General features: G+C 59.2%; 17 protein-coding genes. 7 read left to right on the forward strand and 10 right to left on the reverse strand.

Going from position 1 to position 20,808, the window contains the following annotated elements:
- Positions 1–74: 74 nt before the first annotated feature.
- The 3 genes from GSQ77_RS23360 to GSQ77_RS23370 are packed head-to-tail and all read right to left on the reverse strand — an operon-like array spanning position 75 to position 2,003.
- Positions 75–998, reverse strand: coding sequence for a diguanylate cyclase (locus GSQ77_RS23360; protein WP_158906519.1), 924 nt, complete (start codon positions 996–998; stop codon positions 75–77).
- 20 nt (positions 999–1,018) lie between these two features.
- Entirely contained in the window at positions 1,019–1,642 is a 624-nt protein-coding gene (locus GSQ77_RS23365; protein WP_158905270.1) for a chemotaxis protein, read from the reverse strand.
- Entirely contained in the window at positions 1,635–2,003 is a 369-nt protein-coding gene (locus GSQ77_RS23370; protein WP_158905272.1) for a response regulator, read from the reverse strand. Before GSQ77_RS23370 ends, GSQ77_RS23365 begins: the two co-directional genes overlap by 8 nt.
- Before the next feature lie 889 nt (positions 2,004–2,892).
- Between GSQ77_RS23370 and motA the strand changes: the two genes are divergently transcribed.
- The 5 genes from motA (at position 2,893) to GSQ77_RS23395 (ending at position 8,615) form a co-directional block, all read left to right on the forward strand.
- Positions 2,893–3,753 carry a flagellar motor stator protein MotA gene (gene motA / locus GSQ77_RS23375; protein WP_158905274.1) on the forward strand — a complete coding sequence of 287 codons (861 nt, stop codon included), beginning with the start codon at positions 2,893–2,895 and terminating at the stop codon, positions 3,751–3,753.
- A 98-nt stretch (positions 3,754–3,851) separates the two neighbouring features.
- Positions 3,852–4,814: a flagellar motor protein MotB gene (gene motB, locus GSQ77_RS23380; protein ID WP_158905276.1), complete on the forward strand. Its 963-nt coding sequence runs from the start codon at positions 3,852–3,854 to the stop codon at positions 4,812–4,814.
- A 181-nt stretch (positions 4,815–4,995) separates the two neighbouring features.
- A complete protein-coding gene (gene hpnD, locus GSQ77_RS23385) occupies positions 4,996–5,847 on the forward strand; it encodes a presqualene diphosphate synthase HpnD (RefSeq protein WP_158905278.1) in 852 nt (283 codons plus the stop codon).
- 33 nt (positions 5,848–5,880) lie between these two features.
- Complete coding sequence (gene shc, locus GSQ77_RS23390) at positions 5,881–7,890, forward strand: squalene--hopene cyclase (RefSeq protein WP_158905280.1); 2,010 nt, start codon at positions 5,881–5,883, stop codon at positions 7,888–7,890.
- Positions 7,890–8,615: a phosphorylase gene (locus GSQ77_RS23395; protein ID WP_254067748.1), complete on the forward strand. Its 726-nt coding sequence runs from the start codon at positions 7,890–7,892 to the stop codon at positions 8,613–8,615. The genes shc and GSQ77_RS23395 overlap by 1 nt, the downstream gene beginning before the upstream one ends.
- Before the next feature lie 25 nt (positions 8,616–8,640).
- Here the strand turns inward: GSQ77_RS23395 and GSQ77_RS23400 are convergent, their stop codons facing one another.
- The gene (locus GSQ77_RS23400; protein ID WP_254067749.1) at positions 8,641–9,507 is read right to left on the reverse strand and encodes a VacJ family lipoprotein; all 867 of its coding nucleotides are present in this window, start codon (positions 9,505–9,507) and stop codon (positions 8,641–8,643) included.
- Between the two features lie 248 nt (positions 9,508–9,755).
- Entirely contained in the window at positions 9,756–12,386 is a 2,631-nt protein-coding gene (locus GSQ77_RS23405) for an MMPL family transporter (RefSeq protein WP_158905282.1), read from the reverse strand.
- 241 nt (positions 12,387–12,627) lie between these two features.
- Between GSQ77_RS23405 and GSQ77_RS23410 the strand changes: the two genes are divergently transcribed.
- Positions 12,628–13,251: a phospholipid-binding protein MlaC gene (locus GSQ77_RS23410; RefSeq protein ID WP_158905284.1), complete on the forward strand. Its 624-nt coding sequence runs from the start codon at positions 12,628–12,630 to the stop codon at positions 13,249–13,251.
- A 7-nt stretch (positions 13,252–13,258) separates the two neighbouring features.
- On the opposite strand, the gene GSQ77_RS23415 is transcribed toward GSQ77_RS23410, so the two are convergent.
- From GSQ77_RS23415 to ispH, 5 genes are all read right to left on the reverse strand, one after another.
- The gene (locus GSQ77_RS23415) at positions 13,259–14,242 is read right to left on the reverse strand and encodes a lysylphosphatidylglycerol synthase domain-containing protein (RefSeq protein WP_158905286.1); all 984 of its coding nucleotides are present in this window, start codon (positions 14,240–14,242) and stop codon (positions 13,259–13,261) included.
- Positions 14,239–15,066: a hopanoid biosynthesis-associated protein HpnK gene (gene hpnK, locus GSQ77_RS23420; protein WP_158906525.1), complete on the reverse strand. Its 828-nt coding sequence runs from the start codon at positions 15,064–15,066 to the stop codon at positions 14,239–14,241. The genes GSQ77_RS23415 and hpnK overlap by 4 nt, the downstream gene beginning before the upstream one ends.
- A gap of 90 nt (positions 15,067–15,156) precedes the next feature.
- A complete protein-coding gene (gene hpnJ, locus GSQ77_RS23425; RefSeq protein WP_158905288.1) occupies positions 15,157–16,578 on the reverse strand; it encodes a hopanoid biosynthesis associated radical SAM protein HpnJ in 1,422 nt (473 codons plus the stop codon).
- A gap of 133 nt (positions 16,579–16,711) precedes the next feature.
- Positions 16,712–17,839, reverse strand: coding sequence for a bacteriohopanetetrol glucosamine biosynthesis glycosyltransferase HpnI (hpnI, locus tag GSQ77_RS23430; protein ID WP_158905290.1), 1,128 nt, complete (start codon positions 17,837–17,839; stop codon positions 16,712–16,714).
- 402 nt (positions 17,840–18,241) lie between these two features.
- Positions 18,242–19,192 carry a 4-hydroxy-3-methylbut-2-enyl diphosphate reductase gene (gene ispH / locus GSQ77_RS23435; protein WP_158905292.1) on the reverse strand — a complete coding sequence of 317 codons (951 nt, stop codon included), beginning with the start codon at positions 19,190–19,192 and terminating at the stop codon, positions 18,242–18,244.
- Positions 19,193–19,699: 507 nt separating this feature from the next.
- Between ispH and hpnA the strand changes: the two genes are divergently transcribed.
- Positions 19,700–20,710, forward strand: coding sequence for a hopanoid-associated sugar epimerase (gene hpnA / locus GSQ77_RS23440; protein ID WP_158905294.1), 1,011 nt, complete (start codon positions 19,700–19,702; stop codon positions 20,708–20,710).
- The last annotated feature ends 98 nt before the right edge of the window (positions 20,711–20,808 follow it).

The raw sequence follows: 20,808 nt of genomic DNA on the forward strand, positions 1-20,808 counted from the left end.
TTCCCGTTAATTGATAAGCCACACTACACTAGCCAGACACGCTTTGCGCAATAGCCAATGAGATTGATCGTGGCTCAACCGAGCGGGCTGCAAACAGCCCGGTTACGCCCGCGACTTTTGGCAAGATACAAAGCGGCGTCGGCTTGCTTGATCAGCATTTCATATTGCTTGATGCTGTCGGTCGTTTGGGCGACCCCAATGCTCACACTGACGTTGACCAGGGAGTCGCCGCACTGGACCGGCTCGTGCGTGACGGCGGAACAAATTTGTTCGGCTATCGCAAACGCGTCTGCCAGATAGGTGGACGGCAAAACGACCGCAAACTCCTCGCCACCATAACGTCCGAACACACTACCTTCAGGCAGCAATTCTCCGATACGGGCCGCGGCGATTCTGAGCACGGCATCTCCGACCAAGTGGCCGAATTCATCATTGATCTGCTTGAAGTGATCGAGGTCTATCATCAACAAGCAGAAGTCATCGTTGGTACGCTCCCAGGCGGTGAACGCCTCGCTCAGGCAGACTTCCAGATAATGTCGGTTGAATACAGCGGTCAGGCCATCGCGACGAGAGCTTTCGCTCAAGGCCGACAGCGCTGCCTCCCGCTCATAACTGATCATTGCGACCTGCGTCACATCGAACAGCATGACGCAAACAGCCACCACCTCACCGTCCACGACCAGTGGCAAAAAGGTGCAATCCTGACGCATGAAATCGATGCCGCCCGTGATCGGGCGGTCATGCAAGAAGCGGAATAGATAGGGGCGGTGCTGCCAGGAGGTGAAGGCCGAGTTTTTCAGCAGAAATACGCTTTCGAACTTCTTGCTAAGCCAGTTGCGCGGCAACTCCGGAAAGCAGTCGAACAGGTTCTGGCCGAGTACGGCATCGGGTTTGCGGCCGCTGCGGTTCTGCATGAAGCGATTCCACAACGTCAAGTTCAGATCCCGATCGACGACGAACGCACCCAAACCCATGTGGTCGACAATCAGATCGGACATGCCATTGGACGACCGACCCGTCACGTGCACTCCAGCAAATCATCCAGCGCCAACTTCAGTGTCCTGAGCGAATCCTCAACGGTAAACATCACGAGGTGAGCGCAAAAAGTATGGTTCTCGATCGAGAATTTGACTTCAACCAGCAAGCTGACGTCCCACGCCATGGTCTCGGGGCGCAACAGGCTGGACAGGCTAGTACGCCGGCCCATCAGCGTCGGCGGCGAAAAGGTCAGCGAGCGGCCCAACTGTTCGAACATGCACGATAGGCATGCACCCGTAATCAGGTTCGACAAATCGATCAGTATTTCGTGTTCGGCGGCGGCATCGAGCTCGCCGGACATTTCGTCATAGCCCATCAATTCCCACAACTCGGGAATCGACTCGTCATCGAGCAATACCAACGCTTCTCCACGCACGTCGCAGGTGAATGCCTGGCGCACGACGGTAACGAAGTCCTGATTGCCAACCAGTCGGCCTAACATGTCCGGCAGGTCCTGCACTGCGACCGGGGTAATGCTCGGAATGGACAGTTGGATGAATTCGCCGAGTAAAGCCGCCAATCGCGCGCCGGCCATGCCCATCCCGACATTGGCGATTTCCTGGAGCGCGTCGCGCTGATCCTCGGTTAGCAGGTGCTCAGACATCAAGTCCATACTCCTTAAGCACGGGCAGCAGCTTTTCCGGGGTCACCGGTTTTTGAATAAATGCGATGGCACCCAGCTTTTTCACTCGTTCCAGGGCCCCCGTCTGGGCATCGGCGGAAACCACGATGACAAATGTATCGAGACCCTCGTGCTGGAGTTCCTCCAGAACTTGATAGCCGTTGAGGTCTGGCATCGTCAAATCCAGAAACATCACGGAAGCACGGCCCGCGCGATAGTGGGCCAGCGCATCCTTGCCGTTGGACGCCTGCGTAATGTCAACATCCCAGCCGGGCGGTAGTGATTTGATCAAAATCTTCCGCGCTAGCGCGGAATCGTCAACTACAAGTACCGGGAGGGCCATAAGAATCTTGTGATTAGGTCGCTACTGCAAGCCGGAGTCGCCCGGACGGGTACGCGCTTCTCTTTCAAACCACGGCTACCGTTCGGGCAGCGCGCGGGTAACGTAACCCCAGGTTTATCCCACTTAATTAACCGCCAGAATAATCCAAAGTGGTTGCTGGATCACTGGACTTTTAAAGCCACGTTATTAACGCTTGATTGTAGCCTGAATCATCCCGAAATTACGCTAAGCGGGCCCCGATTCTTGCGATATTTAGCGCTAACACGATGATTCATTCCCATTTGCCTGGAATATGTCGACCGGCGAGGCCGGGTTGTTTTGCGTTGCGGAACGCAAATGCGGCGAATGCGAAATCTTGGAAAAGAGCGCTACCCGTCTGGGCGTGAATGATCTCACAACAAAAAAAGCCGCCGCAATCGACTGTCGCCGAGCCGTTGCGCCGCTTCGTACCGCACCCCAGGTTTCGGCGGCCGCCCCTTGCCAGGCAACGGATGCCGGAGCGTATCGGCACCGTTGCATAGAGCCGACACTCGGGTCATCGAACCGTGTTAGCCAACGCCATGTGCGTTCGAGTCCCGGCCGGCGCGCGCGACGACGGGCCTGCGGGCCTTCCAGCGGCGCGAGCCTCATCTCGATGCATATCGTGCAATTGTGGCATTCCGACCATCGCCGAGAAAATGCTACGGAAGTAGCGCCCAGGCAATAAATTCACTCACAACTTTTTGATTTCAACTATCCAAGCTTGCGGATGCCTGATTTAATGCGTGCTGGGCGCCGACACCGTCGGCAAAAGTAAGGCTCCGATCGTTGTTTTTAGCCGAACAAAATCTCGACGGTGCTCGAAATACATCCAATTGGCTTAGGCTTTCTCCATAGGATTTCGTAACGCATGCTTGTCATTATCGGTTGGGTCGTCCTGATGGGCGCCGTCCTGGGTAGTTATGTCGCGGGCGGTGGACACGTTGCAGCGTTACTGCAGCCCTACGAGCTTCTATGTATTTTCGGGGCGGCGATTGGCTCATTCGTCGTCGCGAGCCCGCCAAAAACGCTGAAAGCCACGAAAAAGGCTTTGCCGCTCTGTTTTAAAGGCGGCGGCTACAGCAAGGCCAAGTACCTGGATTTGATCGGGCTTATGTTCGAATTGCTGCAGAAAGCCCGCAAAGACGGCTGGATGGCACTAGAGGGCGATATCGACAACCCCGAAAGCAGTCCGTTTTTCGATAAATATAAAGGCGTTAAAAGCGACCATCATTTGCTCGAGTTCATCGTGGACTATATGCGCATGATGATCGGCGGCAATCTGAACGCCAACGAATTGTCCGATTTGATGGATTCCGAATTGGAAACGCACCATAAGGAATTGGCGATTCCGATGAAAGCTATTCGTAGCGTTTCTGAAGCATTGCCGGCATTCGGTATTGTCGCGGCTGTGATGGGGGTGGTCCACACAATGGGATCGGTCGGCGCGCCGCCGGCGATTCTGGGCGAAATGATCGCGGGGGCCTTGGTCGGAACGTTCCTCGGGATTTTGCTGGCCTACGGTTTCGTCGGCCCATTGGCTACGCTGCTTGCCGCCAAAGCCGAGGAAATGGCTAAACCGTTCGAATGTGTCAAGGCCGTATTGCTGGCGTCGATGAACGGGCACCCCCCGACGATCGCGGTCGAGTTCGGGCGGAAAGTCCTATTTTCGGCGGATCGTCCGAGCTTTATCGAACTGGAAGAAGCGGTCAAGGCAACCAAACGGTCCTGACCCGTAGAACTCGCCCAACGAGCCCAATCCCCGCACGCCTCGATGCGGGCGAATGGGGCAAATTTTGGTAACGCCCAGCGCTTGCTTAGCCACACGATATGAACGAAAACACCACGGAAGCCGCTGTCGTTATCATCAAACGCAAGAAAGGCGCTGCTCACGACGATCATCACGGCGGCGCCTGGAAAATTGCCTACGCCGACTTTGTCACCGCGATGATGGCGTTTTTCCTGCTGATGTGGTTGTTGGGATCCACTTCCAAAGGCGATCTTAACGGCATTGCCGAATACTTCAACACGCCCTTGAGCGTTGCCATTACCGGTGGCTCGCGCTCGGGAACGGCGAACAGTGTGCTGGACGGCGGGGCGATGTCTTTGTTGAAAACGGTCCCGGCGGCAGCCAATGTCAGCCCCAAGTCTTCGCAAGACAAGTCGACGCAGCAGGCCAACCGCGTCAAGCAACTGGACGAGGATGTGAAACGCCTCACCGAGCTGAAATCGAAGATCGAATCGCTGATCAACCTGAATCCCAAGTTAAGTCCGTTTAAAAACCAGATCAAACTCGATATGACGAGCGAAGGCTTGCGAATTCAGATTATCGATGCGCAAAACCGGCCGATGTTCGACAGTGGCAGTTCGACGCTGGAATCCTACACCAAAGACATCCTGGATCAGCTTGGCGTGGTATTGAATGACGTGGAAAACCATGTCTCCATCGCCGGCCATACCGATTCGCTCGCCTACACCGGCGGCGCCAACGGCTATTCCAATTGGGAGCTGTCGTCCGAACGGGCGAACGCCGCACGTCGCGAGTTGATCAACGGCGGTATGACCGCGCAAAAAGTGCTGCAGGTGCGAGGCTTGTCCGACGCGTTACCGCTGGACCCGACCGATCCTTCTGCGCCAGGCAACCGTCGCATCAGTATTGTCGTGCTCAACAAGCAGACCGAGGAAGCCTTTTTCCGGGACGGTGGCCGTACCGATATTGCCAATGTCAGCCAGGTCGCGTCGGCCGTGGCCGCCTCCACCGCTCGTCCTATCGCCGCGAGCGGCTCCAAATAAGCGGGCGGCATCGGCCGCTTCGATAGCGGGAGCGTGCCCGGGCTATTGCTCCGGGCACGCTCCCGCTATCGACTTGGTATACTCTTGTGCGTTGCGTCAGCCGTGCGGTAAGCCAAGCGGCGCGCAGCGGCCCGCACCATCCTAATTTTGAAACAGCCAACCTGCATTTACGAGAGGCCCTGTGACGGTTTCCGATTCACTTTCTTCTGATAAGCCGGCTGAATCCGCGCCGCCGGCATCCGGCAGCTCGTTTTACACGGCAATGCGCATCCTGCCGGTCGCGCAGCGCCAGGCGATGTTCGAAATTTATTCGTTCTGTCGTGCCGTCGACGATATTGCCGATGGCGACGCGAGCGCGGCCGAGCGGTTGATCGGCTTGCGTCAATGGCAACAGGATATCGATGCGTGTTATGCCGGCCATGTGCCGCCGCAACTGAGCAGTCTGAACCGGCAAATCGTCGCGTTCGGGCTGGAACGCGACGATTTCCAGGCGGTTATCGACGGCATGATGATGGACGTCGAGACCACGATTTGCGCCCCCGATGTTGCCACGCTCGACTTATATTGCGACCGCGTGGCCAGCGCCGTGGGCCGGCTTTCCGTCAAGGTTTTCGGCATGGGCCGCGAAGAAGGCATTGCGCTGGCTCATCATCTCGGGCGCGCTTTGCAACTGACCAACATTTTGCGAGACATCGACGAAGACGCAGGGCTCGGGCGTGTCTACCTTCCCCGCGAAGCGTTGCTCGACGCTGGCGTACGCATTGACGTACCGCCCGCAGCCATCGCCACGCACCCGTTCATTCCGGCAGTTTGCGCGCCGCTGGTGGCGCAGGCCAAGACACATTTTGCGCAGGCGGATGCCATCATGCGCAAAGCATCGCGCCGCACCGTGCGAGCCCCTCGTATCATGGCCGCGGCCTACGGCGGCATCCTCGATTTACTGATCGAACGGGGCTGGACCGCACCTCGGCATACGGTGAAGCTCCCCAAAACCAAGCTCGTGCTAATCATGTTGCGGTACGCATTCATTTAATTCGCGACACTGCTCGCGACGAAGTCCAAGTCTATGAAATTTTCCCCCGCCAACTCCCAGCATCTGGGCGATGCATCACGCGATGAGCGGCTGCAGCGCGCCGTCACGCTGGCATTGGATACCCTGCTGGCCGATCAAAGAGACGATGGGCATTGGGTCTACGAACTCGAAGCCGATGCGACCATTCCGGCGGAATACATCCTGATGGTTCACTATCTGGGTGAAGCGCCGGATCCGGTACTCGAGGCCAAAATCGGCGCGTATTTGCGGCGCATTCAGAGTGCCGATGGAGGCTGGCCGCTGTTTCACGATGGTGCCTTCGATATGAGCGCCAGCGTCAAAGCCTATTTCGCACTGAAGATGATTGGCGACTCCCCAGATGCCGAACATATGGTGCGCGCGCAAGCGACCATTCGTGCTCATGGCGGCGCCGCACACAGCAACGTTTTCACTCGCATTCTTTTGGCGTTGTTCGGCATACTGCCGTGGCGCGCGGTACCTGTGATGCCGGTCGAAATCATGCTATTGCCCAGTTGGTTCCCATTTCACTTATCCAAAGTGTCTTATTGGGCTCGCACGGTGATCGTTCCGCTGCTCGTGCTCAGCGCGCTTAAGCCGGTTGCCCGCAATCCGAAAGGCGTCAAGATCGACGAGCTCTTCGTCGTTCCGGCCTCACAGACCCGGCTTGCTCCCAAAGCGCCGCATCAAAGCCGCTTCTGGTTCACTTTTTTCCGTGGTGTGGATGCGGTCCTTAGAGTTGCGGAACCCCATTTCCCCAAGCGCATGCGCCAGCGCGCGATCGATCGCGCCAAAGCGTTCGTGCGCGAGCGTCTCAACGGTGAGGACGGCCTGGGCGCGATCTTCCCGGCAATGGTCAATGCGGTAGAAATGTTCGACGTGCTGGGCGTCGCGCGCAGCGAACCGGCGGTCGCGACCGCTCGACATGCTATCGACAAGCTGTTGGTCGTCAAGCCTGATGAGGCCTATTGCCAGCCCTGCGTTTCGCCGGTCTGGGATACGTCGCTGATGTGCCACGCATTGCTCGAAACCGGCGATCCCAGCGCTTTGACGGCAGTCCAGCGGGCGCTGGAATGGTTGCGTCCCCTGCAGATTCTCGACACCCGGGGTGACTGGATTTCGCGCCGCTCGCATGTCCGCCCGGGCGGTTGGGCATTCCAATATGCCAACCCGCATTACCCCGATGTCGACGACACCGCCGTAGTGGTCATGGCGATGCACCGTGTCGCGGGCGTTGAAGGGGAGAATCGCTTTGAGCAAGCGCTGGCGCGTGCGACCGAATGGGTCGTGGGGATGCAAAGCAGCGACGGCGGCTGGGGCGCGTTCGAACCCGAGAATACGCAGCTCTACCTGAACAATATTCCGTTTTCCGATCACGGTGCCTTGCTGGACCCACCGACCTCGGACGTCTCGGCGCGGTGCTTGTCGATGCTGGCCCAGATCGACCCGGCGCAACGCGAACAACTGGCGCGACGGGGTGAGGCCGACACCCGGGCCGACACGCCGGCCGGCCGCGCGCTCGCGTACCTGCTCGCTGAGCAGGAGGCGGATGGCAGTTGGTACGGGCGCTGGGGTATGAATTACATCTACGGCACGTGGACTGTATTGTGTTCGCTCAACATGGCCGGGTTGAAGCCCGACGCGCCAGCCATGAAGCGGGCCACCGATTGGCTGCTTGCGATTCAAAATGCCGACGGCGGCTGGGGCGAGGACGGCACGAGTTACAAGCTCGACTATCGTGGTTATGAACCCGCGATTAGCACTGCTTCTCAAACGGCTTGGGCGCTGCTGGGCTTGATGGCGGCCGGCGTCGTGGATCATCCGGCCGTGAGCCGTGGTATTCACTACCTGATCGACCACCAAGGTAGCGATGGGCTGTGGGATGAGCCCTCGTTCACCGCGACAGGTTTTCCACGCGTGTTCTACCTGCGATACCACGGGTACGCGAAATTCTTCCCGCTCTGGGCGCTGGCCCGCTACCGCAACCTCACCCTGCAGGGCGGCCATGTCGGCTTCGGTATGTGATGCAGCCGACGACCGCGATGTTACCCGCAGTGCTACCCGCAGTGCTACCCGCAGTGCTACCGTTACTCGCACTTAGCGGGCTTGATTTCGAAGCGCGAATTGCGGCGGGTGACGGCGTGATCGCGGTTTGCGGCGTGGGGTCGGCGGCACTGGCCGAACGGCTTGAGCAAATCGCGGCGCGCGGATGCGCTGGCATCATCAGTTTTGGAACCGCTGGTGGTTTGGCGCCGACGCTGGTACCCGGCGATTGCGTGCTGGCCGACATGGTCATCGGCAACCCGCAGCAACGCTGGGCCACCGACGCGAAGTGGCTGAACGCGCTTCATGCGCGGCTACCGCATGCTCATTTGGGCACGATCGCCGGTGTCGGCGTGCCGATAACGAGTGTTGCCGCTAAACAGGAATTATGGAAGGGAAGTACTGCGCTGGCGGTCGATATGGAGTCGCACTGGGCCGCACAGGTTGCACAGCGCCATGGCGTGCCCTTCGCCGTGTGCCGGGTGGTGGTCGATCCGGCGCAACGCAGCTTGCCTTCCAGCGCGACCGTCGGCTTGCAAGCCGACGGCAGTACCGCGATCCTGCCCATCTTGCGCGCTTTGGCAGCGCACCCCGGTGAATTGCCGGCGCTGCTTAAGCTGGCTCGCGACGCGGGTGCAGCACGCGCCAGCCTGAAGCGAATTCGCGCCGAGCTGGGCTTAAGGTTTGCGCTTCCTGCTCAGTACTAATCTTCACTGACCTTTAGCCGCGGCGTTACTGACTTTTAGCCGCGGCGGCCGACGCCCCAACAGCGGGCACGGCCGGCGATACGACGCCTGGCGCTGCACCAGGCACAGGCGCCAGTACCGGTGTAGCTGCCGGTGCACTCGCGCCAGTGGCCGGGTCGACGCCATAGTCCGGCAACGGCTCCGACGACGTGCCGCCATCGAGCAGGTATTGGCGATGGCCCAGATAAGCATCACGGGTAAATGAATATTTATCCAGCGCCGCGGCCGACAACAGATCGGTCGCGCCAAGGTATTTCGCCCGTGTGCTGACAAAATTCGCTATAAAAAATGCGTTGCGCACAGCCGGTCGGGTGTAGCCGATCGGGTCGACCTCCAAAGCGGCTGCCAGCCCGATACCGTCGCGTACGTCGCTCGGCCCGAATAGGGGGATGACGATGTAGGGGCCCATGGGAACACCGTAATGGCCCAGCGTAAGTCCGAAGTCCTGGTCATGGCGCGGCAGGCCGGCCTCGGTCGCGAAGTCGAACAGGCCGCCGATACCGAATACCGAGTTCATCGCCATGCGCATCAGGTCTTCTGCGGCGTCTGTCCCACGACCCTGGAGTATGTCGTTGGCCATCACCGTGGCGTCGCCAATGTTGGAGAAGAAGTTGTTGACCATCGTGCGGACAAACTGCGGCACGATGAAGTTGTACCCTTTCGCGATGGGGGTGGCGATCACAGTGTCTATCGTGTCGTTGACCTTGTAGGTGGCACGGTTGACCTTCTCGAACGGATCGCGCGGATTGCTGCCAGGGCCTGTTGCGCAGCCGCTAACCGCGAACGTCAATCCCATCGAGATACCGAGGGCCAGCACACCTTTCAGGGCGCGAGTTTGTGGGGATAGGTTCATAAAGGCTCTACAGTGCCTCGTCGGTAGACAAGAGCAGATTAGTCGTTAATTCGAGCGAATGCACGAAGGGATCCATGCGGGCATCGCGATGCGATTGAATTGGCATAGCGAACGGGTCCGACAAAAACCTTACGATTATATCGGGGCTATCGTTTTGTTGCTGCGCATCGTGTAGCGTCATGCAGCAACAAGCAGCCTCATGCGCCCGCTTACGACAATCTGCCGCCTAGCTCACCTTATTGGCGACCCTACTCAGGCACTGCACGCGGCTTGCCCATCAAAATAGGCTGGAAGAGCACGGCGCCGATCAGCGTGCAGACGAGCGAAAGCGCCAACAGTTCCCCCATGCTGGAGGTGCCGGGGTGGTGCGATAACCAGAGGCTGCCGAAAGCGGTACCGGTGGTCGCGGCGCTCAAGACCACGGCCTGCGTCAAACCAGATTGCAACATCGCGGTTCGGCCGCTACGCCAGGCCATCACGTAATAGATCTTGAATGCCACGCCCACGCCCAACAGCAAGGGCAACGCGATGATATTGGCGAAGTTCAGGGAGATGCCGAGAATAACGCACAGTTCGAGTGTCACGGCAGCCGAAACCAGCAAGGGAATAATCGTGCGCAACACGTCGCCAAAGCGTCGCAGTGCGATCCATAGCAGGATCGTGATGGCGACTATGGCCAGGATGGCGGCTTCGATGAATGCCCGGATGATGGTACGCGCTGATTCGAGAATCGAAATCGGTCCGCCGATCGCACCCGGCTCGGCACGCTGAACGGCCTGCGAAAAATTACGCAGCAGCACATCGTCACCGGGGTCGACATTCGCTATCGCTCTGGGCGCAACGTCTACCACCGCTTGACCGTCGGGTGCCACCCAGTTTCGCACGAGGGCTGCGGGCAGGCTGGCTTCGGTCACCGTTTGCGGCATCAGCAAATCGCTCAAGGCTTTGAGCGCCAGCTTGAGCGTACCGGCGAGCGCCCATTCGGCCCGGTCGCGGGTTGCGGCGTCGGCTTTCGCCAGCTCGTTCAAATCGAGTCCCAGGCGACGGGCTTGGGCGGCGCCTGGCCCTTCGTGGTCGAGCGCGGCGTTGCGCAAATTCAATGCGGCGTTGCGCAAGGCGGCGACGCGCTCGATATCGCTGGCCGGGGCGGCGGTCGTCTGTTGCAAAATCGGCAGCAAACCGGTGGCCGCCGCGCTGATCAACTGCATTTTCTCTGGCTGTTGGGTAGGAATAAAACTCGCCAGCGTCATGACTTGACCCACCTGCGGCACCTGTTCCAGGCGCTTGGCGATGCGCTGCGCCGCGTCCAGCGAAGGCGCGAGTACGCTGACATTGTTGACCCCGGCCTCGGGCGAGTCTCTAAGCGAGGTCAAGGTCTGCATCGACTCGGTATCCGGATTTTTCAAATGCAGGGGATTGAAGTCGAAATGCAAATGCCACAGTAGCGGAAGCCCCGCGCAGATGATCAGTATCGATCCGACCAGCAGCGGGATACGGCGCGCCTCGAACAACCGGTCTACTGGCGCCAGCCACGCGAAGCCCGGCATCATGCCAGTGGGGGCGGGTCGCAACACGCTGATCAATGCGGGTAGCAGCGTCAGGCAGGAGGGAAAGGCCACGCATAAAATGCCGACGCCTGCGATCTGTCCCAGCTCCGAAACACCTCGGTATTCCGTGGGAAGGAAGGCGAGGAAACTTGCTGCGGTAGCGGCCGCGGCAAGCGTCAACGGCAACGCGATCGAGCGTGCGGCAGCCACGAGCGCATTGCGTATATCGTCGTCGCTATGTTGTTCCTCACGAAAGCGCACCCCAAATTGGATGCCGAAATCGACGCCGATGCCGACGAACAGCACGGCGAAGGCAACCGAAATCATGTTGAGCGCGCCAACCAGCAAAAGCCCAAGCGCAGCGGTCACGATCAAGCCGCCGATAAGCGTGACGAAAACCGCAAACACGAGTCTCTTCGAGCGCAAGGCGAACCATAGGATCATGACGACGATCAGCAGAGTCACGATGCCGTTCACGGCCGCGCCTTGCTGGACCGACGAAAATTCCTCATCCGATAAGGGTGTTGGGCCGGTTAGCCTGACGGTTGCGCCATACCGCTCGTACAGATGCAAACGTTGGGCACTGGCGCGGATCGCATCGGACGCTTTGGAGCCCGGCTCGAGTTCGCTGTAGTCGAGGACCGGGCGCACCTGGATAAAACTGCGTCCGGTTCTGCTGCTGCCGGGTTTGTCCGCAACGCTGACGCCCGTGTCCGGGTCGACCAGCGCTCGCCACGACATTCCGGCGGGTCGGTCCGCCAACACCGATTCGATCGCGTCCGAACTGTGGTCGAGCAAGGGACCCATGTCCGCCAAGTGCAGTTGCCCGGTTTGCAGCGGCGCCAATAGCGAGACCGAAAGCAGATTGGCGAGGCCGCGCAATGAAGGGTCGTGAGCGAGCCCATTCAACAATGGGCGCGCTTGGGTCAGTTGATTGGTGAGGCTGGCAACTTGCGAGACGGGTGGGAAGAGGAGCCCGTTGTGGGCAAAGAAATCGCTGTCCGCGCCGGAATCCACCGAACGGAACAATTTGGGCTGCCGGAGCAGATCCGCCGCGAGCTCGCGCGCGGCGGCTGTGGCAAATTCTGGCGCGGGAGCTTGCACGACCACGAGGGTCAGGTCACTGCGCTGCGGGAAAGCCGCCGAAAGCGCGGCGTCGCGCTGGGCCCATGCCGCGTGGCTGTCGATCAGCCGCCCGATATCGGTGTTAATAGCAAAGTGCCCGGAAACGTACACTGCGCTGGCAATGATCAACACGATAGACGCACCGATCACGCGCCACGCATGGCGGATCGAAGCGTCAACGGTTCTCGATATCAGCGAAATCAACATGGGTTCGGCGTTCTTATTATCAAAGTTGGTCCGGTGGGGAGTATACAGGGTCGCTTTCCGCGCCCCGTTAAAGTCTGTTACAGGGTGTTGCCGACGCCGCGCTGCGCGAGCCATCCGTTATACTCAGCGAACGGGTTGGTCGGACTGCCTGATCGCTGGTATCCAAGACGAGTTCAGGGCTAACGTTAGAAGGCCATGACAAACCTGATTTACTTACACCGGTCCCAAGGGAATTTATCCTATGAATCGTTACATTTGGGCGCCCCTTGCTGCGCTCGTAATTGCGTGCAGTGCGCATGCACAATCAGCCGCCGAGACGGGTACGCCCGATGCCGTCGTCAAAAACGCGATCGAAACCACCATGTCGGCAATTCATGCCGATCCCGGCAGTCGGGCCGGCGATCTGGATAAGATCGCGGCCATCGTCCAACAAAAATTCGTGCCGGAAGCCGATTTTCGGCGCACCGCACGGCTCGCTGCTGGTAGCGCCTGGGATCAGGCGACACCTGCCCAGCAAGATGAACTATTCAAGCAATTTCAGGTGTTGATGGTCCGGACCTATGCGGCAGAACTCAACCAGATCCGAGATCAGAGCGTGCAGTTCAAGTTTCTCCCGAGCCCGCCGCCGCCGGCCAGTGCGACCGATGCGGTGGTTAAAACTCAAGTCGTCAATGCCGGCGACGTCATGAATATCGAGTATCGGGTTACTAAAACTGCGGGTGGCTGGAAGGTGTACGACATCAACATGATGGGTGCATGGCTAATCCAGGTTTACCGGCAGCAGTTCTCGGACCAGATCGCCAAGGGGGGAATCGATGGATTGATTAAATTCCTCGCGGCGCATAACGAACCGGTCTCGCATTAAGTTGGCATCAGGTCGGCACGATGTGTCGGCGTGCCTCCAGCCACTGCCACGACAGCAGTGCCGGCACGCCGAATAGAATTTCTCGCATGCGTTTGACCAGGGCGAGCGACAACGCCACTTCGCTATCGATTCCCGCCAAGTAAGCAAATAAGATCACGCTGGCTTCCTGCACACCGAGCCCCCCTGGGACGATGAAACTCGCATGGCGCACGGCCTGCGTCAGCGCCTCGATGGCCAAAGCGGTTCCTGGGCTCACCGGGTGACCGAGCAGCAACAAAGCGAACCAGGTTTCGAACGAGCCAATCAGGTAGCCCGAGAATTGCCAAGCCAGCGCGTGCAGCAAACGCAGGGGCTGGGCGAAAAGCCGGTGCACTTGCGCATCGAGCCGCGCGCCGTCCAACTGCATCGCGAACCGGTTATCGGCGCCGAACAATTTTTTCGCAAGGCTCTCGAGTCGCTCGAATACCGAGCCATGGTGCAATAACACATAGACGGCGATCGGAATCGGCAGGGATAGCAGCAGGGCGGCAGTCAGCGTCCAGACTTGGCCGAGGCCGGGTGCGCTGGCGGCCAGCATGACGATGCCGAGCCCGCAAAACAGATATTGAGTGACCAGGGTGATCAGGACTTCGACGATGACACTTGCGCTCACCGCCGCCGTGTCGTCCAGCCGTAGCAGGGCCAGCCGGATTCCCACCACCTCGCCGCCGACTCCCATCACTGGCAGCAGACGCCCGACCGCCTCACGCACGCAAGCGATCCACAGCAAAAACGGTAACGTGGCGCGCCGCAGTGGGTCGATCGGCGCGAGCAGCACTCTCCAGCCTTGCGCGTCGAGCGCCAATGGCACCAGATGAGCCGGCAGCAACAGCAGCAAGGGCCAGCCCGCTCGTGCGAGCGCTTGCAGCAACTCCGGTAGCCCCTGATGGACGATCAAACCGATCAGTAGCAGGACGCCCACAAAACCGGCCAGGTACGATAACTTTTTCACGCCGTTGCCAGATCCGAAAACCCGCCCAAAGTGACGCCGAGGCGATCGATTTCGGCACGCACACGCGGCGAAATCAACGCGGCAAATTCGTCGGCATGTCGATAGGCCGGCATCGACGCTGCAATTTCCGCGCCCGAGATCAGCGCCGGATGCAGGTAGATTTCGCCTATGCCGGCGGGCAGTGTGGCCAAGGTTTTGAGCAGCGTCGCTTCGTCGAATCGACCGGAGTGCTCGATCCCGACCATGTAATCGTTATGCGCGATACCGGCCGCCGCGAGCCGACGCTTGAGCAATGCCAACCAAGGTTTCAGCAGGGCTGGCGCGCCCGTTTCGCTCGGCAAGCGCATCGCGCGCAATCCGAACGGCTTGCCGATTTCGAGGATCATGCCCAGGACGGTGGGGTGCAGATGAAAATGCTTGTGGGTATTCACATGATCGAGCGGCAAGCCGGTTGCCGCGAAGGCCGAGAATTGCGCATGGATTTCCGCCTTCAATTGGCGGCGCACCCGAGGCAGAAAGAAAAACCGTATGCCGTCGCTTGCCATATTGCTGCCGAAACGCCCGTCGGCGTCGACAAGATCCGGGATGTCTCGCGGCGGCAACATGGCCTGGCCGTCTGCCAATACCAGATGCAGGCCCACGCGCAAAGTGGGCAACGCGCGGGCGCGCTCGACTGCGTCGGCCGCGGCGGGCGCCGCCACCATCAAACTGGTCGCGCTGAGCACGCCTTCCCGATGCGCGCGCTCCACCGCGAGATTCACGCTGGCATGCAAACCAAAGTCATCGGCGGTGATGATCAGGCGGGGCGTCTGCTGAGTCACGATCGATCCATCCTTAGCTGTACTTGGCGCCGCGACTGGCTTCGACTATTTTTTCGCTTGTTCGCGGCGGCGCCCCATGCAACAGCCAGAAACTTATGCTTCGTGAGCGTGCAGGAAACGGAAGAATTCTACGCCTTCACGCAGACGCCGCTTCATCATGCTCCAACTGCCCAGCATCTCGCGCACGATCTCCCAGATCTTACTTGGGCGGAAATAGAAGCGCCGGTAGAATTTTTCCACGCCGTGATAAATCTCCTCTTTCGACAAATGCGGATAGCTGATGGTCGCCAACTGCACGCCCTTGTCGTTGACCAGATTGATCACCTTGTTAGGCGCGATCCAGTTGTTCTCGACCGCTTGGTTGTACAGCGTGGTGCCGGGATAGGGCGCGGCGAGCGATACCTGGATCGTATGCGGATTGATTTCTTTCGCGAAGGCGATGGTCTTCTCGATGGTCTCGCGCGTTTCGCCAGGCAAGCCGAGAATGAAGGTGCCGTGCACCATGATGCCAAGCTTGCGGCAATCGTCCGAAAAACGGCGAGCGATATCGGTGCGCAAGCCTTTCTTGATGTTCAGCAAGATCTGGTCGTCGCCTGACTCATAGCCGACCAACAGCAGGCGCAGGCCATTTTCCTTCATGATCTTCAACGTCGAGTAAGGCACATTGGCCTTGGCGTTGCACGACCAAGTCACGCCCAGCTTACCGAGCCCGCGCGCGATTTCCTCGACCCGCGGCTTGAAATCGGTAAACGTATCGTCGTCGAACATGATCTCCTTGACCTCAGGCATGTTCTCCTTGATCCATTTGACCTCTTCGATGACGCTCTCGGGGCTGCGGGTGCGATAGCGGTGGCCGCCCACGGTTTGCGGCCACAAGCAGAACGTGCATCTCGAGCGGCACCCGCGGCCGGTATAAATCGACACATACGGGTAGTTCAGGTAACCGATGAAGTAATTCTTGATGTTCAAGTCGCGCTTATAAACGGGCGCGACGAACGGCAAGCCATCCATGTCCTCGATCATCTCGCGTGGGGCGTTGTGCTGGATGGTGCCGCCCGCTTGCCGGTAGCTGATGCCGGTCACGTCGGCAAAAGGCCGCCCTTCGGCAATTTCCTTACAGGTGTAATCGAATTCTTCGCGCGCGACGAAGTCGATTGCAGTGCTGGCCATCAGTGAGCCTTGCGCATCTACGGCAACTTTGGCACCGACCATGCCGATCACGATGTTCGGCTTACGTGCTTTGAGCAATTCGACAAACTTGGCATCGGTCGGGAACGACGGCGTGCTGGTATGCAGGATCACCAATTCGTAGTTTTCCGCGATCTGCAGGGTTTGGTCAACAGTCAATTCGTCCGCTGGCGCGTCGAGCACACGGCTATCCGGTATCAAGGCCGCGGGTTGCGCGAGCCAGGTCGGATACCAGAACGACTTGATTTCGCGCTTGGCTTGGTAACGCGAGCCCGCACCGCCATCGAAGCCGTCAAAAGAGGGAGCTTGTAGGAAAAGAGTTTTCATCGCAGTCCACACAGTGGTAATTTCAACATCAATTCAAATTGTCGCACTAGCCGCTAGCGCGCATTGCGGCCCTACTAATGGACCGATCCAGTCAAGAATCACTACGCGATCGTCACGACCTTGTTGCGACCGTCTACGACATCGGCCCTGCAGGATCATCTTGCACCTGGACGGTACGCTCACGCCATTTCACGGTTGTGTCGAGGAACGCAGTCATCCACGTCAATAACAGTAATACGTCACGCAAAGGAGCGTACTGGGCATTGCCCGGAGCTGGCCTTCCCGATGCCGGTACACGGCTATGCATGGCCAGTCGCGCCACGATGCCGACTAGCGCGGCGCCTAGATTTATCTCGCTGGGCGCCAGCAACAGGCCGACCGCGACTAACGGGAATGTGAAGGTGACGAAGGTAAAAGCGTAACCGAACGGATTAAGCGCGCGTATTGTCGACATCCAGCGACGCTCGCGCGACCACATCGCGGCGAAATCCACTTCGGTCACGTCCGTGGTTACCCAGACTTCGGACAGCACAGTCTTCAGGCCCTGCGCGCGCGTAAGTTCGCCCAGCCAGAAATCGTCGGCCAACCGATTGCGCACGGCTTCGAAGCCGCCGATGGCCACCAGGGCATCGGCCCGCAATGCAATCGTCGAACCAAAGCCGAAGCTTGTGCTGCCAAACGCACTCACCACCCGTACGGAAGGCACGAACCAGGTATCGATGAACAAGGCGCCCATGCGGGCCCAAAAGGTATTGAGAGGCCGGCCGTGGTATAGGCAGGTGACGATGCCGACCGAGACGTCGGCCAATGGCGCCGCCACTTTTTCCAGGTAATCCGGCTGCACTTCGATGTCGCTATCTGCCAACACGATCCAAGGATGGCGGGCATGCTCCGCCATGTTGATCAGATTGCTGACCTTGAAATTGCTGCCGTGCACGCGCGAATCGACGATCAGTTCGATATTCCGATGAGGGTAGATCGCCTGTAGACGTTCCACCACTCGAACGGCCGGATCGTGCGGATCGCGTACGCCGAACAATAGTTGGTAGTGCGGGTAGGTTTGCTCGCACAGGCTGGCGAGATTTTCTGCGAGCCGTGGTTCAAGGCCGCATAAGGGCTTGAGTACCGTCACCGGCAATAGCTTGACTGCCCGTGAATCGGACAGCATATGAATACGAGCGCGCGCGACGAGCGCGATGAACGCGTAGGCGGCCGCCGAAAAAGTCAGCGCTTTGCCCAACCACATCAACAGAGATGACATACCCAGGTCCAGGCAGACATAACCGACAAACTGTACTCACCGACCTCTGTCTTGCCACTGGCAAACTCAGCGATTCATGCTGCCGACAGCATGCTCCTGGCTCAAACTCCCTTAGCGGCAGTCAGACGTATTCGAGTACTTCCTGGTCAAAAGTTTTTTTGGCCGCGGGTTGTGTACGCGCCGCCCGCGCACATCCCACCCGCTCTTGTTTCTTGCAACTCCGGCGCTCAACCTTATTACCGCGCCGGCTTACCGCACCTGACTAATCCTACCAACTGCGCGTACTAACTGCGTCTAGTAACCGCGCTGCACTACGATCACAGTATTACAAAACGGAAATCTGTGCTCAGCGTATCACTTGCCCAGCAAACAGGTTTCGAGCCGGACTTAGCGTATCGACGTCTAGCGCGCGGTGTGCGTCGCTGGTAATTCTTCCGACAATTCGGGGGGCAGACGGAATTCGACGTTTTCTTCACGTCCTTCCATCGTCGAAACTTCGACTTCATCCAAGCGGCGCAGCGCATCGATCACGTGTTCGACCATCGCTTCCGGTGCCGAGGCTCCTGCGGTAATTCCTACCACTTGCGCACCACGGACCCAGGCAGGGTCGAGTTCGGCGCCATCGGCCAGCAAATAGCTAGGCACACCGATCTCGGCGCCGATTTCGCGCAAACGGTTCGAATTCGAACTGTTGTTGGCGCCAACCACCAGTAGCACGTCGACCTGTTTGCACAGCTCACGCACCGCGCTCTGACGGTTCTGCGTGGCATAGCAGATGTCTCGCGTGTCCGGGCCGACAATATCCTTGAAGCGGCGGTGCAGCGCCGCGATCACCCCGCGCGTGTCGTCCACGCTCAAAGTGGTCTGGGTGACGTAGGCCACCGGCGTGTCCTCGGGCAGATCCAGCGTAGCCGCTTCACTTTCGTTTTGCACCAGCAGCACGCGGCCTTCGATCTGGCCCATCGTGCCTTCGACTTCCGGGTGTCCGGCATGACCGATCAAAATGACGACACGGCCGCCCGCGGCGTACTGGCGCCCTTGCACGTGAACCTTGGTCACCAACGGGCAAGTCGCGTTCAATACGCGCAGCCCGCGTGCCTGCGCATCGGCTTCGACCGTCTGGCCGACGCCGTGAGCGCTGAAAATCGTTACCGCTTGCGCAGGGACTTCGTCCAACTCTTCGACAAAAAGTGCGCCTTTGGCCTTCAGGCTATCGACCACCGTTTTGTTATGGACAATCTCGTGGCGGACATACACTGGAGCGCCGTGGCGCTCAAGGGATCGTTCGACGATCTCGATCGCGCGCACGACACCAGCACAAAACCCACGCGGTTGGGCGAGGATGACTCGCATTGGCAGAACTCCGGCTTCGGACGCCCGATTCGGGACATCGCTGTGAACGTGTTTGAAACGTTAAGACGATCAAACTTTGGGGCGATCAAATACAGGCATGGTACGCACCGGAACGAGTGCGTACCCCTATGCGCCTGAATGCAATAAGGTACAAACCCTGAATTGTAACGCCCTGGGTCAATATGTGCTCGGTGAGCGGGTGGCCAAAAGCGGGGGGCCGACAAATTCGCCACACTCCGTATTGTAAACAACAACCGGTGGCTCACGCGCATAGCCTTCGATCACAGCCGGGCTTTGCACGCGAGTATTGCGCACGGGTCTTACACAGGGTTCTTGCACAAAGAAGGCAGCGGCAAGCGGCGACGAGCGCGGCTGTCGCGAACCCGAGCGCAACGGGTTATTCTTGCGGCCAGCGACGCAACAGCAACGCGCGCAGTAAATCGGGCCACCTTGCGCTTATTAGCGCAAAATTCAAGTAATACTGACAAAACAAGGTAATTGTACCCAATGTCCGCACTCGATACAGTTCTGGTTACCGGCGCGTCCGGTTTCGTCGGCTCTGCGGTAGCGCGCGCCGCGGCGCAGCAGGGTTATAAGGTACGCGTGCTGGTGCGTTCGAGCAGTCCACGTCAAAATTTAGTCGGGCTGGACGCGCAGGTGTTCGAAGGCGATATGCTAGACCAGGCTTCGATCGAACGCGCGCTGGCAGGCGCCCGTTATTTATTTCATGTGGCGGCCGATTACCGGTTGTGGGCGCGAGACCCCGCCGAAATTGTCCGCAACAACCTCGATGGTACCCGCGCCGTCATGCAAGCGGCCCTGGCTCAGGGGGTCGAACGCGTGGTGTACACCAGCAGTGTCGCGACCTTGCGAGTGAATAGTGCAACCACGGTCGCAAGCGCCGCCGACGAAACCATGCCGCTGAACGCGTCTGAAGCGATCGGCGCCTACAAGCGCAGCAAAGTACTCGCTGAACGTCTGGTCGAAGAAATGATTGCGCAATCGAGTCTGCCTGCGGTCATCGTCAATCCTTCGACACCGATCGGCGCCCATGACGTACGCCCGACGCCAACAGGGCGCATCATTATCGAGGCCGCGACCGGAAAAATGCCCGCGTTCGTCGATACCGGGTTGAACTTGGTCGGGGTCGACGAGGTGGCCGACGGTCACCTGTTGGCGCTTCACCACGGTCGGATCGGCGAGCGTTATATTCTTGGCGGCGACAACGTAACCCTGCAACAGATGCTTGCGGAAATCGCCGAGCTCAGCGGCCGGCGCGCACCGAGAGTGAAACTGCCGTTGTGGCCGCTGTTTCCGCTGGCTAGGGCCGCCGAGGCCGTCGCGCAAATCACGGGCAAAGAGCCGTTCGTCACGGTGGACGGCCTGAAGATGTCGAAAAACCGGATGTTTTTTACTTCCGCCAAGGCTCAGCGAGATCTGGGCTATCGGCCCAGCCCCCACTTGGGCGCACTGCGTGCGGCGCTCGATTGGTTCGGCAGCAATGGCTATTTGAAATGAAATAGTCGATCTTAGCCCTTAGCCCTTAGCCCTTAGCCCTTAGCCCTTAGCCCTTAGCCCTTAGCCCTTAGCCCTTAGCCCTTAGCCCTTAGCCCTTA

Source organism: Burkholderia sp. L27(2015) (genome assembly GCF_009765705.1).
Classification (GTDB): Bacteria; Pseudomonadota; Gammaproteobacteria; order Burkholderiales; family Burkholderiaceae; genus LMUX01.